This is a genomic window from Streptomyces sp. NPDC043896, from assembly GCF_056435605.1.
Map to the genome: position 1 here is coordinate 24,750 of NZ_JBWKEE010000019.1, position 13,567 is coordinate 38,316.

Sequence of the window (13,567 nt, forward strand, 5' to 3'; positions counted from 1 at the left end):
GTGACGTGCTGCCGTGATCGAGGCGAAGCTAACACCACAGGCGAGGGAGGGGGACCGGAATGGCGAAGTCGGGCGGTGGGGCGTACAGGTGGGTGTGGGGCAAGACGCCGGACCGGCGCAGGTACCACGACGGCCAGCGGGGCTGGAACCCGCTGCTCGCCCACCTGCTCGACACGGGCGCGACGGCGCGCGAGCTCTGGGACCGCCATCTGCCGGACAACGTCCGGGTGGTGCTGACGGAGGCGCTCGGCGGAGGTGACGCCGCCACGGCGCGCGCGGTCGTACCGTTCCTGGCTGCGCTCCACGACCTCGGCAAGGCGGCGCCCGCGTTCCTCAACCGGTTCGACCAGGGACGGTCCCACCTGCGACCGGCACGAGCGGTGTGGGAGGAGGAGGCACGCTCCCACGGCCTGCCCTTGCCGGTCGCGTGGGAGGGGCTGTACTGGGCACACCACCAGCACATCACCGCTGCCACACTCCCCCGCCTGCTCGGCTGCGACTGCGATGTGGCGAACGGCGGGCGCTGCCGGGCACCCGGGCACCAGGGGCTGCACGCCGTCGCGTACGCGCTGGGCGGCCACCACGGCCACATCCCCGGCCCGGAAACCGTCGGTACGGCCACCATCGCCCGCGGAGGCGCGGACTGGGACGGCATACGGGCGGACCTCGTCGAGGTGACGGCCGCCCTGCTGGGCGTCGACCTGCGGCGCCTCCCGGCCGTGGTGGCCCCGGTCAGGCCGGCAGCACTGATCCACCTCACCGGGCTCGTCATCCTGAGCGACTGGATCGCCTCGAACGACGACAACTACCCCTACGCGGACCTCGCCGACCCGGACGAGGTCTGGTGGCAGACGTCCCAGGACCGAGCCAGGGCGGCGGTGACCGCACTCCACCTCGACAGGTGGAGGCCGGCCGGGGCGACCTGGCAGGAGCTGTGGCCCGGAACAGAGCCACGGCCCGTACAGGCCGCGGTGATGGACCTCGTGCCGGCCGCCGGGCCGGCACTGGTGGTCGTCGAGGCACCGCCGTCCTCGGGCAAGACCCGTCTGGCCTTGTGGTGCGCCCACCATCTGGCATCCCGCAACGGGTACCAGGGGCTGTACGTCGCCACGCCCACGAAGGCGGACACGGCGCGGATCGCCGATGAGCTGAGGCGGTTCATGCGGACGGCCGTGGCCGACGGGGACGCCACCCTCGCCGTGGTCCATGCCGGCGCCCTGGAACAGCCGGTCGTCCACGAGCTCACCGACGCGGAACGGAGTGCCCGCGAGCAGGGCGCGCCCCTCGACTCCCTGGCGGCGGGAGGCCGCACCGCCCTGGACTCCGACGAGGAGGAACGGGATCCCGCGAACGGTCCGGCGGTGGCGGAGGGCCCCGGGCGTGACAGGGCCGTCATGGACCCCTGGTACCTGAAGCGGTGCGTCGGGCTCATGGCCACCTTCGGGGTGGGCACGGTCGATGAGGTCATGCTGGCCGCCCAGCCGTCCAAGCACTGGATGCTGAGACTGTTCGGGCTCTCGTGCAAGACCGTGATCATCGACGAGGCACACGCCTACGAGCTGTACCAGCAGGACCTGCTGGCCACCACGGTGCAGTGGCTCGCCGATGCCGGATCGTCCGTCGTCGTCCTGTCCAACGCCCTGCCGGCGGCACTGCGAGCGGCGCTCACCGCGTCCTGGTGTGCGGGCCTGCGGGTCGAGGCCACCGACGGGGGTGGGGACGGTCCGGTCACGGCCGTCGACGCAGCCGGACACATCCGGCGGGGCGGCCCACGGGCCGGCGCCGCGCAGAACGTGACGACGGTCCGCCTGCGGTGTGAGGAGGATCCGGACGCCCTCGCCTCGGAACTGCTGCGCCGGGCACGGAGCGGCGGCTGTGTCGGCGTGGTGCGCAACGAGGTCGGCCAGGCCGTGGCCCTGTACCGGGCGGCCATAGCCGGCGCGGCGGCCCACGGCTGGGACGCGTCGGAGATCCTCCTGCTGCACGAACAGTTCCCCACCCACCGGCAGAGATCCGTGGAGGACCGGATCCGATCCCTCCTCGGAGAGGAGACCACCGCCTGCCGACCCGGCCGGCTGCTGGTGATCACCACTCAGAACGCGGCACCGTCCGTGGACTTCGACCACCTGCTGTCCGACCTGGCCCCGGTTGACCTCCTCATCGCGCGCACGGGCAGCCTCCACCGCCATGCCGAGAACGCCGGACAGCGCCCCGCCTGGTGCCGACACCCCCACCTGGACGTCCTCTTCCGCCCCGACCCCGAGGAACCCGGCCTCCCCCTGATCGAACCCACGCCCACCCAGTACGCCCCGTACGCTCCCTACGCCTTGGCCGCGACCTTCCGCGGCCTCCAGCGCCGCCGCGATCAGCGGGGGCGCATCAGCCTGCGTCTCCCCCGGGACGCCGCCGGACTCATCGCGGGCGTGTACGAGACCCGGCAGACGGACGAAGGCGCATGGGCCGCGCTCCTGGACCGGACGTGGAACGCCTGGCAGCCGGCGCTCGCCCGAGAGCGCCTCGCCGCCGAGGACAACGCGGTACGCCCCTACGTCGAGGGCTACCCGGCGACGGTGGACTGGCTCGTCTCGGGCGAGCTCAACGGCTCCGGGGAGAAGGGCGGGGTGGAAGGACTCCGCGCACTTCCCCGGCTCAGCACGCCACGGGTGAACGCCGTATGCCTGTACCGGCACGGCAGAGACCTGTTCTACGACGCCGAGGGCGAGCAGAAGGCCGAGTTGTACCGTACTGCCCAGCTCAAGGACGGGGTGCCTCCGGCCGTTGAACGGCGGGTAGAGCGGAAGTTCCTGCTCCACACGGTGTCCATGCCGGGGAACTGGTTCGAGGGGCACGACGGGTTGCCCCTCCCGAGGGCCTGGCCTTCCGTGAAGTACAAACCGCTCGACTGCTGGGACGTCCTGCTCTTCGACGCCACGGGAGCATGCATCTCCGGGCTGGCCGGCCACGTCCACTACGACCCGAGCACCGGCCTCCGCAGACTGTGACCCCGGCCCCTCCCCTTCCCCGCCGTGCCTCCGACTTTTGTCCGCGGACAAAAGTCGGAGGCGCCGCGGCCCGTCGTACTTGTAGGGGGTCTGCTCAGTCGGCGGGATGCGCCCCCGTCCCCCCGAGCGCTCTCCGTCGTGGTGGCTTCTGCACCTGTCTGACCGACGCCGAGCCAAGGGTCAACGGCGGACAGGGTCGGACGTCACAAGGTCAGGCAGAAGGGGTGGCCCGCCGGGTCCAGGACGACCCGCCACCGGTCCGGCTGCGGCTGGTACGCGGGGGTGGCCGCGCCCCACTCCACAAGGCGGGCCGTCGCCTCCTCCAGGTCGTCGACGTCGAAGTCGCAGTGAAGCTGCTGCGGGCCGTCCTGGCCCGGCCAGGTAGGGGGCCGGTAGTGGTCGACCCGTTGGAAGCCGAGGAAGAGGCCGGACGAGCCCGGGCCCCGGGTGAGGCCCGCGAACTCGTCGTCGGATCGGTCGTGGAGCGGGAGTCCCGTGGCCCGCTGGTAGAACGCGGCCAGGGCCATGGGGTCCGCGCAGTCGAGGGTGACCGCCGTCAGTCGCATCAGCATGGCCGGGGAGCCTAGTCGGCGACTCCTCGGCCGCCCTAGGGGATTTCCCACGGGCCTCCCCCGGAGAGCGCCCCACTCCCCCGCTCCTCCAGCCAACCGGGGCAACCCAGGGCTCGACTTTTGTCCGCGGACAAAAGTCGGGGCACCGGGCATGCGCAGGGGCACGTCCATGGACGGACTGCTGCGAAGATCATCCGACGGGTCACGGTCGGCCACCGCGGCACGGGCATCGGGTACCGGGAAACAGGGACCGGCTGTGCCAGCGGGGCCCACAGCGAGGGGTGGCAGATGACAGACGACGAAGCAGCCGCGTTGCACCAGATCAAGATCCGTGTGGCGGGGCTGGTCATGGACGGTCACGACGTGGCGTTGATCCGGCGGACGAACAGCCAGGGCGTGGTCCACCACGCACTACCGGGCGGCAACGTGGAACCCGCCGAGCCGCTGCCCGCTGCTTTGCAGCGAGAGCTTCAGGAGGAGCTCGGGCTGGAGCCGGAGGACATCGCCGAAGCGCCGCGCTTCCTGTGGTTGCTGGACGCCATGGTGAGCCGGCCCGGCGCCACGCCTCCTCCTCGCAAGCTGCATCTCGTCTACCAGGTCCGGCTCGGTCCTGGGGTCCGGCGGAAGCTGAGGGCCTTCGAGGACGACGACGTGGTCGGCCGTGGAGAGGTGGTCTGGCTTCCGCGCGATCAGACGCGGAACCTTGCCCTCTTCCCGCCCGTGCCCATCGCCGATCTCGGGCCCGACGCTTCCGTTGGCTCCGGATCAGCCATGCTTCCCGCCGTGGACGACTCCGGTTACCGATGGATCTGATCAGGGGAAGGCGCCCGGCGGGTGGAGGCTGAAGAACCCCGACTTTTGTCCGCGGACAAAAGTCGGGAGCCGGCAGTACGCGCAGACGGCCAAGTCCAGGAGTGGGCCGCCGCCGCTGGCCTCGGCAGCGGCGAGCTCGGGCGGGAGCGCCGGTGATTCAGCCGTGCGCCGGTTCGACATCGAGGGTGACCATCTTCTCCAGCCGGTACCCGTCGAGGTCCGCCTGGTTCCAGGACTCCCCCGGGCGGATCTCATGGAACCTGAACGTCGCGTTGGTCTCGTTCGCGGCGATGATGCAGCGCACCGGGCACGGCTCGTCCAGCGCGTAGATCAGCCGGCCGAGCTCCAGGGCGAAGGTGACTCCGTGGAGGAGCAGGGTCCGCTGGGCTTCCTCGGCGATCTGGGGAGCGTGGTCGACCACAGCGACGGCGACCGGGACTCGGTCCTCCAGGTGAAAGGAGCTGTCCGAGCATTCCCACGCGGTGAGGTCATCGAAGGGGGAGGGAGCCCCGCTGAAGTCGCCCGCCGAGTCCGCCCAGGTGAGCACTTCTCCCCGGCGGACGATCCCGCATGCGAGCCGGTCGTGCAGGCCGGGCGCGAGCTCTCCGGCGGGAAGCAGGGCCGGCGACGGGGCCGGCGTGCCCAGCAGCCGCACGGCGGCGTCGTTCATCCTCAGGGTCAGCATGCTGCGCATGATCGCACCCGACGCAGCGGACCCTCCAAGGCCGGCCGGCCTACGGGTAACCGCTCACCACGGCTTCAGGCGGCTCGGCCAGCGGCGGCGGGGCGGCAGGCTGCCCTGGCCCTCGTGCCCCGTGGGTCGCGGGCCGGTCGCGCGGTTGATGTGCCTCTGCAGCAACCGCACGGCCACGTCGTGGTCATAGCCGAGGGCGATGTCCATCGGGGTCCGGCCGTCGGAGCCGGCGAGTTGCGGGTCCGCTCCGTACGCCAGGAGGACCGCGGTGGTCCGGACGGTCAGGGGGCGTCCGCTCTGCCGTGCGCCGTCGCCCTCCACGTCGATGGCGTGGGCGAGCAGGGTGGTGTCCTCGAAGAACTCGTCGGGGTCCGAGCCGCCGTCCAGCAGTCGGGCCAGCGTCTCCACGTCTTCGAGCTCGACGGCCTGGTGGGCGGGGGTCCAGAAACTCTTCATGAGGTCATTCAATCCCACTGCCCGGCTCTCGACTTTTGTCCGCGGACAAAAGTCGAGAGCCGGGGGCGGGCACGGGGTGCGGTACGAAGACGCTCAGCCGGTAGGTGTTCGGGGACACCAGGCGTCCGCAGAAGTTGTCCACACGGACAGCGGTCCAGTCGATCTGCGGGTCGGATTCTCTGAGGCGACGAACGTACGCCCGGAACTCCGAGTCGTCCTGGGTGGAGAAGAGCACCTCCCAGCGTCCCGCTTCGGGTGCGAAGCGGGACGCGGAGCGCTCCCCTTGGCGCCTCTGCCGGTCTCTTCTCTTCCGCTGTCCTGGCATGGCCCCAGCATCATCGGCTCGCGGCCATCGATGCAAGGCCGCGCACTGCGGGTGACGTGCCTCGCCCGCGTAGACTGCCGGCCGCACTCCCGGAGGAAGGGGAGGAGGGGGAGGAGGACTTGACTGTGTCCGGCGAGCATGACGAGGCGGGGTTTCGGTTCGGCTGGCGCGGCAGCCACTACGCGGGCAGGCCCGTCGAGGATCTGTGGTGGGCGGTCGGCCGGGAGCCGGACGGTGCCTGGTACCTCGACGCCTTCTTCCTCGGACGCACGACGCTGCACGGTGGCGCACCCCAGGCCGCCGCGTTCGCCCAGTGGCTGCTGACCTCCCCGCCGGAGGGCCGGTACGAGCGCGAGTTCGTACTGATCGACGGGGAGCCGCAGAGCGGATCGCCACGGCTCGCGGACGGCACTCGGCTCACCGTCGAAGTCCTGTTGGGCCGTACCGAAGCGGGGGAGCCCGAGTACCTCATGGTGCTTCTGCTCGGCGAGGTCGGTGGCTGGGCCTTCGAGGTGTGCGCTCCGCTGGAGTGCGAGCAGGTGCCTCGTGCCGACCTCGAAGCCGGCGCGGCCCGGCTCCTCGCCACGGCCACTGCATGACGATGGCCCGACTTTTGTCCGCGGACAAAAGTCGGGCCATCGTCATGAGGGAACCGGCGCTCAGCGGCCGCCGGTCCTGCCGTTGCTGTCGATCAGGAGCATGGTCAGCTCCGCGCGCTGCTTCGGCGGCATGTGCTGGCGGATCGCCTCGAACACCGACTGGGGGTCACCCCATGCGACCGGGGCCGAATCCGTGCTCTGCGCCTGCACCGGGATCGCCATCGCCGGCTCGTGCGCAGGGGCTGCTTCGGACTCGGACTCGGGCTCGGGCGCGGGCGCGGGCGTCGGGGGAGCGGCGCTCACCGTGAGCGGTTCGGCGGGTACGGCAACGGCGGCGGGGGCTTCCGCCGCCTGCGCCGGCAGGGGCTCGGGGGCCGGACTTTTGTCCGCGGACAAAAGTCGGGGCTCCGGGCCGGCCTCCTCCGAGGGGGCCGCGACGACCACCGGGCTCGGCTCCGCGAACACCGGAGCCGGAGCCGGGGCCGGAGCCGGCACCGGGGCCGGGGCCGGTGGGGCCTGCACCGGGGCCGCCTCCCGGGCCTCGCGCAGGATCGCCCGCTGCGCCGCCTTCGCCTGCGCCTCCTGGGTCTTGTTCTCCTGGAGGAGGTCCAGCAGGTCCGCCGCGCTCGCGCCCGGACGGTCCTTCGCCGCGCGCGCCAGGAGGCGTCCGTCCCGCTCGGGCATGTCGCCGGAGCTCAGCATGCGCTGGATCTCGTCCGGCAGTTCCAGGAGCACCAGCTGATTGGTGATCCAGGACGGCGACTTGCCCAGCCGCTCCGCCGCCCGCGACTTCGCCCCGTGCTCCCGGCCCTGCTCCGCGCAGGTGTCGACGAGCTGCTGCACGCCTCGGGCGCGCTCGATGACGTCGAAGTCCTCACGTTCGAGGTTCTCCGCGAGGAGGTGGTCGATGAAGTCGGTGCGGGAGGCCGCCAGGTCGTCACGTACGACGAAGTCCAGCGACTCCAGACCCACGTGCACGGCACTGCGGAAGCGTCGCTCACCGTTGATGAGGATGTACGCGGCCGAACCGATCCGGGCCTCGTGGTCGGGCCACAGCGCCAGGTACGCGCCCCGCGTGACGGCGACACAGGCCGAGAGCTGGGCCTGCCGCAGCTCCTCGCCGAAGCGGGTCATCTCCTCGTCCGTACCGAAGTTGCGGCGCGGGTTGAGGGGGGTGGGGGAGACCTGATCGAGGGGCACGCGGATCAGTTCGTACGCCGGTACGTCGCCCTGCGCGATGGCCTTGGCCCGCCCGCGCTCGCTCCGGCCGCCGGTGCGGCGGGCGTTGCTGAAGGCGGCTCCGGTGCCGAGGAGGTCGCTCTTGCTCATGCCGCGATCCTCCGGGCGATCTCGCGCATGGCCTCGGACTGCTCGCACTCGGGCGCGTAGTGCAGCAGGGGCAGCTTGACGCGTACGGCCTCGCGCTGCTCCTTCAGGTCGGAGATGACCGTGATGACCGGCGGGTCCCCGAACTCCTTCCAGCTGTTGAGGGAGGAGGTGACCACGTAGCCCTTGCGGCTGTCGTAGAGGTTGACGACGAAACCGAGCTGCGCGATGTCGATGTCGAGGTCGTCAATGAGGTCTTCGAGCTGCTCGCTGAGCATGTCGTACGCGTCGGCGGAGGTGTCCTCGGCCTGGACCGGGACGATGATGCCGGAGGTCTTCGTGGCCTCGCCCTCGCGCGTGCGGGCGTAGTAGAGCGCGGTGTCCATGGTGTAGCCGAGGCTGGGCGGGCAGTCGACGACGATGTAGTCGAACTCCTTCTCCAGCTCCTCCAGGGCCTTCTCCAGCGCGGTCTCCTTCGTCCGGACGTGACGGGTGGTGGCCAGCCGGGCGTCGAGGAGGAAGGCGTCCTTGCAGGAGGGGAGGAGGAAGAGGCGGCCCGCGAAGACGCCGTGCTCGATGGGGACGAGGAGGTCGCGGACGCGCCCCTCGATCTCGCCGAGCATGTGCTTGGCGAGGCTGGGCTCCTTGATGCCGAGCATCTCGGCGCCGAGGTGGCGGGTCAGGTGACCCTGGGGGTCGAAGTCGATGACGCAGACGCGTGCGCCGGTCTCGGCGAGGGCCTGGGAGAGGCCGTTGCTGATGGCGCTCTTGCCGACTCCGCCCTTCTGGTTGCAGACGACGATCCGGCGGGCGCCCTCGTTGGCCGGACGCCGGCGGCCCATGGGGGAGGGGTGGGTGTCGAGCCAGAGCCGGATCGACTGGGCGACGCCCTGGTTGTACGGGATCTCCCGCGTGCGGCAGTCGTCCTTGAACTCCCCGTACAGGCCGGTGGGGAGGTAGGTGGAGAAGGAGGAGGCGCCGGAGGTGTCCACGGGGGTGGCGGCCGAAGCATCGGCGCGCCAGGCGTGGATGCCCTCGGTGACGGCGTCCTGGATGTCCACGCCCAACTGGGCTGCGCGGACCTTGAGTTCCTGCCTCAGGGACGCCGGCAGCTTCGCAACTACCTTTTCCCTGACTTCCGGATCGTATGGGGCGGTCATGCGGGTACCTTACTAACCTTCGGGCGGTAAGGCGAAGAGGCACACCGAAGTATGTTGCCCTGGTATAAGGCGGATTGCTGGGAAAGATCATCGGTTACCTTGGCCCGGAGCCCGCCGCCCGGCGCCCATTGAGGGCCGAGGACTCGGGCGGGGGAGGCCCGGGAGGAGGGGCTTCCGCTGCCGACAGCCCCTGACCCCCCGCGCCCCCGCCCGCGCCCGCGCCCGCGCGCCACGACCCGGCACGTGCACGGGCACGGCACCGCGCCACGTGCTCGTCCGCCAGATGCGCCGCTCGGCCTCGACTGCTCCGTCGAGGTGACGCTCAAGCCCCTGAGAGGGCGCCAACCTCCACCGAAAAGCCCTGTACGCCCCGCTGACGGCCTGCCACCGCCGGGAAGGTCGCGAGACACCGGGGGAGTGGGGATCGGCCGTCAGAGGGGTCGTTCTGTCGGTCGATTTTTGTCCGTTGCGCCGGAAAACGGGCCGTGTCGCGGCATTGGTGTCCGGCCGCCTCCCCCACCGGCCCCTGACTCGGGGTCGCACCGATCCGGCCGCGTACCCTCGGCTGCGTGCCCCGCCATCCGAAGAAGCCCCGCCGACTGGTCGCCGACGGACACGTGTACCTGTGGACGATGCGCCACAGCCACCGACGCGACGGCAGCGGCCGGGCAGTGGACTGCCGCCACACCCTCAGCCTGTTCCCGCAGCCGGCCGGCGCCGGCGGTCCGCTGCGCATCGTCTTCGCCGACGGCCCCGGCCGGTACGTCCCGGGCGGGGCCCCCTTCGGCTCCGGGGACGTGGGCTTCACCCGGGGTGCGGACCTGAACCTCCACGAGCCGGGCTCCGTCCGCGCGCTGCTCGACGTAGCGCTGGCCCGTGGCTGGCAGCCTGGGGAGCGGCGGGCGGTGGAGGTCGACGGCTGGTCCCTGCTGGAGGAGGCGGCGGCCGCCGTCCGAGCCAGGGACGCGGGGGAGACCAGGGACGCCGGCACCGAGGGCCCGTAACGCCGGCAGGGGTCGAGCACCGGCGGGCACGGGTTCTTGTCCATCATCGGCTGCCGGTCGTCGATCCCAGGGGCCTGCCCCTGGACCCCGCCAGCGCCTGGCCGCGCTGGACCGGCCGCAGCATGGGGGGCTCCTCGCCCCCCAGACCCCCTCGCCAGGCGCTCGGGCGCCCTGGACCCGCTCCCCCTCGCGCCCTGCCCCGGCTCCCTGACGGTCGCCGGTGCACCCCTCGGGCGCTGGGCGCCCTCACTGGGCACGAGGGCCTGGACGAACCGGGGCCGATGCCGGCCATGGCCGGGGAGGGATCGGCCCCGCCCGGTACGGCGGCTGCGGGCACGAGGCGCTGAGGGTGCGTCGGCTGGCGCTCGGAGGGGTTCGGGTCAGTTGCACGCGAGGAACGGGCAACTCGCCCCAGCCGAAGGGCGCTGACGACAGGGCACATACGCGATGCCCGGGTCCAGAAGGAAGCCCGTAACACCCGCCGTCATGGTCGCGTGGTCGGGTCGACCGGCCGCTCTTCAATAAGAAGCGGCGCCGTTCACGGGGCGCTGACCTGGGCTTTTGTCCGAGCCAACGTGTCCTCCAGGGCACATTCGGGGCTGCTGAATGTGTACCTGGCGGACACGTTCGGCGGAAAACTCAAGCAGCGGTTGATTTCTGACGCACGCTCATCGGCCGTGCAGAACCGCAGGTCACCGCGTTGAGCCGAGCCGCCCGAACCCCCTCACGGCATGCGTGGCACCTGCACGCGTGTGCCGCCATCTCGACAACCCAAATCAAGCAGGCGTGTACTTCCGGCGCGCCCCGGCTCGGAAACTTCAGCCTCCGTTTACTTTCGGCGCCGCGTTCGAACAGGGCTGGGCCCACCGGTCGCATCCGGCGCGTCGCCGCGTCAAAAGACAAGCACACGTTGACTTTCTGGATACGCTCGGACCGCCTGAGTAACGAGGAGGTTCTGTGACATCTGATCCGCCCGCCCGTCGTCGGCGCGGGCCCCGGGCAGTTCCCGTCCCCGCCTCCGCGGGGAACGAGGCCGAGTACGGAGACATCCTGGCGGTCCTGGGCCAGCAGCTCGGCGAGAAGGTCGCCGAAGTCGCCGCGACCGCCGACCCCGGCGGCCGCCGCCGGCTCAAGGGCGTGCACTTCGAGTACGCGGCCGATCCCAAGGCCGTCCACGACATGGCCGGAGGCTCCGGGTACAGCCTGGCCAGCAACTGGTTCACGCAGCTGCTCGCCCAGCTGGCCGTCGCGAACAGCATCACCAAGTCCCAGCTCTGCGTCTTCCTCTTCGTCGCCGGAGGGCAGGTTCCGGGCACCGGCGTCACCCCGTACACGCAGCAGGAGATCACCGACGGGCTGAACAAGGTCGCCGCTCAGAAAGGCGGCAAGATGATCACGCGTTCCACCGTCAACCGCGCCGTGCAGGCGCTCTGCGGCTACAACTGGGTGGAGAAGGCGGGCAGGGGCCGGATCCAGCTCAACGTGCGCCTCTGGTTCCACGGCAACAGCACGGCGCAGCACGACGTACTCGCCGAGATCGCCGGCCGGCACGAGCACGACGTCGCGGCGTTCCCCTACGCTGTGGGTCCGCGAGGTCCCCATCAGGAGGAACTCGACCTCGACTTCGGGCCGGCGGCCGACTACCGCGGAAGGAAACGTACGGGGTGACGGTGCCGGTGCCACCGGGCCCGCCCTCCACCACGGACGACCACCACCACTGCCGCCAATGCCGCCACCGCTCACGAGGAAGGCTGTCCCATGGCCAACGTCATGTCTCCGATCGTCGCGGAGCGCATCTGGGCCCTGCCGCTGTCAGGGTCCGCCGTCAAGTTCCTCCAGTACCTGGTCGCCCGTAGCGACTTCGGGGGAGCGCTGGCGGTCCGGCAGAAGGACATGGCGGCCGAGTACGGGGTCACGCCCCAGGCCGTGAGCGGGCTCATGGCGCCGCTGTGCGAGCTGAACATCGTGCTCAGGCCGCGCAGCGAGGAGCGCAACGGCAACTCGTACCGGCTGCATCCGCTGGCGGCGAAGTACGAGACCCCGGAGAGCATGGAGGCGGCGTTCCGGGCGGCCCTGGTCCGCATCCAGGAGGGCGACCTGCCCAACCTGAAGCTGCCCACGTACCACCAGGCCCCGCCCACCCCGACGACGGGCCGCCCGAAGCTCCAGGTGGCCTGAGCGGGAACGCGGCGCGGCAGGCGGGCAGGCAGGCGGGCAGGCGGGCAGGCGGGCCGGTGGACCGGGACAAGACGAAGGGCCCTCCACAGGGTGGAGGGCCCTTCGCGCCTGAGTAACTTGTGCTCCCACTATATCCATCGGCCCCGCCCACAACAGCCGAACCTGCCACCGCACCCCGGAGCGGCCGCCCGGGCAGGCTGTGAGCCGCTCGCCGGTCGGCCGCCTTCGGCCTGTTCAGAGCCGGGCCGTCCGCCTGGCGGGTGATTCCCGGGTGCCAGAATCCTCCGCATGCCTCTCTGCGACTACTTCTCCGCCGTCGACGACCAGGCCGCCGTCGCCGTCCTTGAGGCGCCTGGAGGGCCGGGCGAGGCGGGACTCGACGTGGTCTTCCTCAAGAACATCGATCCGGTCGTCGTGATCGCCCGGCTCGAAGCCGTCATGACCGGCTGCGGCTACACCGAGGCCACCGAGCGCCCTCGGTCAGGGGAGTTGGTGTCCGAGCCTGAGGAGGGTCCGCCGTTCGTCGTCTGCTTGACGGACACCCTGTCCGAGGCCCTGGCCCTGGCAACAGCAGAAGACCTCGTCCGGTCCGCCGAGCCGTGGTCGAAGACCGATGAACTCCGGCAGCTCGGGCTGGGGACCGCTGCCGCGACCGAGGTTCTGACGGCGCTCGCCGGACTGGCCCGGCGCGCCCGGGCTTCGGGCCGACGGCTGTACTGCTGGTGGGCCCTGTGAGCGACTGCTGCCCCGCGCCCCTGTTCTGACGGCTGGGTCCCTTCTCCCCCTTGCTCGGCCGACCAGGCCCGGCTCTACGGTCCCGCGCCGGTTTTCTCTCAGCCCGTCACCCGTCACCCGTCAGTCCCTCCCTTCCTCCCAGCCACTGCCCGACAGCCTTCGGTCCCTCGCCCTCTCAGTCCCTAGCCCTTCCTTCACCTCCCAGGGACCGAATCCGAGGAGCCCTCCCCCCTCCTCCGTCGTCCGGGTCCAGGGACCCTCACACCGTCCCCCTTTCAGTCCCTGAGTCCCTCGGTCCCTCAGTCCCTGGACGTTTTCGCAGGTCAGAGCCGTTTAGCCAACAAGGACAGGGACTGAAGGGACTGAGAATTCCCTCTTCCAGCCTTTACGTGCGTGCGTGTATGCGCGGGCGTAAGGAGTACTGGTTCCATATTCTCGTCATAACTAGAAAATTGAGTCCCTTTGGTCCCTGTTCAGTCCCTGTGAGTCCGGCCGCAACCCGCCGACCTGCAGGTTTGTCAGTGACTGAAGCGACAGGGACGGAACAGGGACTGACGGCCGTTCCGCCCCTGTTCCCGGGGAGTGGGGAAGAGGGGGGAGGGGGCCTCCGGGTGGCTTCGGCGCTTCAGTCCCTGGCTCCAGAATCGGCTATAACCGGCAAACCATCCCAACGCGCCGCGCGGGTCTCCCCGCCCGCACCCCA

12 protein-coding genes are annotated in these 13,567 nt (G+C 71.0%); 7 read left to right on the forward strand and 5 right to left on the reverse strand.

Annotated features, from left to right (window positions below; translation table 11 throughout):
* The first annotated feature begins 59 nt into the window (after positions 1–59).
* Positions 60–3,002, forward strand: a complete 2,943-nt coding sequence (locus tag AC069X_RS25435) for a CRISPR-associated endonuclease Cas3'' (RefSeq protein ID WP_478731742.1) — start codon at positions 60–62, stop codon at positions 3,000–3,002.
* A gap of 203 nt (positions 3,003–3,205) precedes the next feature.
* Here the strand turns inward: AC069X_RS25435 and AC069X_RS25440 are convergent, their stop codons facing one another.
* Positions 3,206–3,574, reverse strand: coding sequence for a VOC family protein (locus AC069X_RS25440; protein ID WP_478731744.1), 369 nt, complete (start codon positions 3,572–3,574; stop codon positions 3,206–3,208).
* A 288-nt stretch (positions 3,575–3,862) separates the two neighbouring features.
* Between AC069X_RS25440 and AC069X_RS25445 the strand changes: the two genes are divergently transcribed.
* Complete coding sequence (locus AC069X_RS25445) at positions 3,863–4,387, forward strand: NUDIX domain-containing protein (protein ID WP_478731746.1); 525 nt, start codon at positions 3,863–3,865, stop codon at positions 4,385–4,387.
* A gap of 157 nt (positions 4,388–4,544) precedes the next feature.
* On the opposite strand, the gene AC069X_RS25450 is transcribed toward AC069X_RS25445, so the two are convergent.
* Together AC069X_RS25450 and AC069X_RS25455 are read right to left on the reverse strand one after the other, a co-directional pair.
* The gene (locus AC069X_RS25450; protein ID WP_478731748.1) at positions 4,545–5,072 is read right to left on the reverse strand and encodes a hypothetical protein; all 528 of its coding nucleotides are present in this window, start codon (positions 5,070–5,072) and stop codon (positions 4,545–4,547) included.
* Between the two features lie 63 nt (positions 5,073–5,135).
* A complete protein-coding gene (locus tag AC069X_RS25455) occupies positions 5,136–5,537 on the reverse strand; it encodes an ankyrin repeat domain-containing protein (protein WP_478731750.1) in 402 nt (133 codons plus the stop codon).
* Positions 5,538–5,987: 450 nt separating this feature from the next.
* Here AC069X_RS25455 and AC069X_RS25460 point away from each other — a divergent pair, with 450 nt between their 5' ends.
* Positions 5,988–6,461: a hypothetical protein gene (locus AC069X_RS25460; RefSeq protein WP_478731751.1), complete on the forward strand. Its 474-nt coding sequence runs from the start codon at positions 5,988–5,990 to the stop codon at positions 6,459–6,461.
* Between the two features lie 60 nt (positions 6,462–6,521).
* Here the strand turns inward: AC069X_RS25460 and AC069X_RS25465 are convergent, their stop codons facing one another.
* Complete coding sequence (locus AC069X_RS25465) at positions 6,522–7,790, reverse strand: ParB/RepB/Spo0J family partition protein (RefSeq protein ID WP_478731753.1); 1,269 nt, start codon at positions 7,788–7,790, stop codon at positions 6,522–6,524.
* The gene (locus tag AC069X_RS25470) at positions 7,787–8,947 is read right to left on the reverse strand and encodes a ParA family protein (protein WP_478731755.1); all 1,161 of its coding nucleotides are present in this window, start codon (positions 8,945–8,947) and stop codon (positions 7,787–7,789) included. The genes AC069X_RS25465 and AC069X_RS25470 overlap by 4 nt, the downstream gene beginning before the upstream one ends.
* A 569-nt stretch (positions 8,948–9,516) precedes the next feature.
* Here AC069X_RS25470 and AC069X_RS25475 point away from each other — a divergent pair.
* The 4 genes from AC069X_RS25475 to AC069X_RS25490 all read left to right on the forward strand — a co-directional run bounded on the left by AC069X_RS25475 (position 9,517) and on the right by AC069X_RS25490 (position 12,864).
* Positions 9,517–9,951 carry a hypothetical protein gene (locus AC069X_RS25475; RefSeq protein WP_478731757.1) on the forward strand — a complete coding sequence of 145 codons (435 nt, stop codon included), beginning with the start codon at positions 9,517–9,519 and terminating at the stop codon, positions 9,949–9,951.
* A gap of 957 nt (positions 9,952–10,908) precedes the next feature.
* Complete coding sequence (locus AC069X_RS25480; RefSeq protein ID WP_478731759.1) at positions 10,909–11,619, forward strand: hypothetical protein; 711 nt, start codon at positions 10,909–10,911, stop codon at positions 11,617–11,619.
* Between the two features lie 90 nt (positions 11,620–11,709).
* A complete protein-coding gene (locus AC069X_RS25485) occupies positions 11,710–12,129 on the forward strand; it encodes a hypothetical protein (RefSeq protein WP_478731761.1) in 420 nt (139 codons plus the stop codon).
* A gap of 288 nt (positions 12,130–12,417) precedes the next feature.
* Positions 12,418–12,864 (forward strand): hypothetical protein, encoded by a 447-nt coding sequence (locus AC069X_RS25490; protein ID WP_478731763.1) that lies wholly within the window; start codon positions 12,418–12,420, stop codon positions 12,862–12,864.
* Positions 12,865–13,567: the final 703 nt, after the last annotated feature.